Origin of the sequence: Kytococcus sp. HMSC28H12 (genome assembly GCF_001816045.1) — a bacterium.
Lineage (GTDB): Bacteria > Actinomycetota > Actinomycetes > Actinomycetales > Dermatophilaceae > Kytococcus > Kytococcus schroeteri.
In genome coordinates, this window is sequence record NZ_KV824416.1 from 1 (window position 1) to 1,279 (window position 1,279).

Annotated in this window: 1 protein-coding gene and 1 pseudogene; both read left to right on the top strand. The window is 76.5% G+C overall.

Features of this window, described 5'->3' with window-relative positions; translation table 11 throughout:
• A pseudogene (locus HMPREF3099_RS12810) lies at positions 1-593 on the top strand (MFS transporter); the annotation flags it as partial.
• Between the two features lie 7 nt (positions 594-600).
• Positions 601-1,279, top strand: a 679-nt coding sequence (locus HMPREF3099_RS13400; RefSeq protein WP_141762007.1) for an FAD-binding protein, incomplete at its 3' end; no start/stop codon positions are given.

Here is a 1,279-nt window from a genome sequence, read left to right on the forward strand (position 1 = left end):
CCACCCCGGCGGTGGTGCTCTTCGCCAGCTCGCTGGCCTTCGGCGCGGCGGGCACCTTCCTCGGCATCGGGCTGCAGGACGCCCGCGCGGTGTTCTGGGCGCTGCTGGTGGTCTCCGCCGGGCAGATGGTGGGGCGCGCCTGGGCGGGGGCGTTCAGCGACCGTCGAGGCGTGGGCCCGCTCCTGACCCCGATGACGGGCCTCTCGGCGCTCGGTGTGGCCCTCATGGCCGCGGCGATGACGGGCCCACGCGCCCTGCCCGGGTGGCTGCCCGCCGAGCTCTCCTCCGACCTGGTGGCCGTGCTGGGTGCGGCCTGCTTCGGGGGGGGCTTCGGCGCCCTGCAGAACGACACCTTCGTGCTCATGGTGGAACGCGCCGGTCCGGCGCGCTTGGGCTCGGCCTCCACCGTGTGGAACGTGGGCTACGACGCCGGCACGGGCCTGGGCTCGATGGTGGTGGGTGCCCTGGCCGTGGCGACTGGCCTGGCCGGCGGGTTCGGCCTGCTGGCCCTCGGGGCGCTGCTCACGGTGCCGCTGGCCCTCGGCGTGGCGGCCACCGAGGCGCGCCTGCGCCGGGCCCCGGCCGCGTCATGATGGCCCCATGAGTCCCGCGTCGTCCTCGTTCCGCCCCACCTCGTCCCGTGCTCCGGGTGCCGGTGCCACCCCACCGGCCGATGCCGTGGTGGTGGGCCACGGCCTGGCCGGCCTGGTCTGCGCCTCGGAGCTGCTGGCGGCCGGGCGCACCGTGACCCTGGTGGACGCCTCCCCCGAGACCGACCTGGGCGGGCAGGCCTGGTGGTCCTTCGGCGGGCTGTTCCTCGTGGACTCCCCGCAGCAGCGCCGGCTGCGCGTGAAGGACTCCTTGGAGCTCGCGTGGGCCGACTGGGAGCGCACCGCCGGCTGGGACCGCGCCGAGGACGCGCTGGGCCGCCAGTGGGCGCGCGCGTACGTGGAGTGGGCGCACCGCGGGAAGCGGGAGTGGCTGGCCACCAAGGGCATCCGCTTCTTCCCGGTGGTGGGCTGGGCCGAGCGCGGCGACAACCGTGGACCCGGTGTGGAGAACACCGGGCCGGGCAACTCGGTGCCGCGCTTCCACATCACCTGGGGCACCGGGCCGGGGCTGGTGCAGCCCTTCGTGGACGACCTGCGCCGCGGCATCGAGGCGGGGCGGGCCACCTACCTGCCGGGGCACCGGGTGGTCGAGCTGCTCCGCGAGGGCGACCGCGTGGTGGGCGTGCGGGCCGAGGTGCTCGAGGCCGACGGTGGCCCGGTGGGCGGGC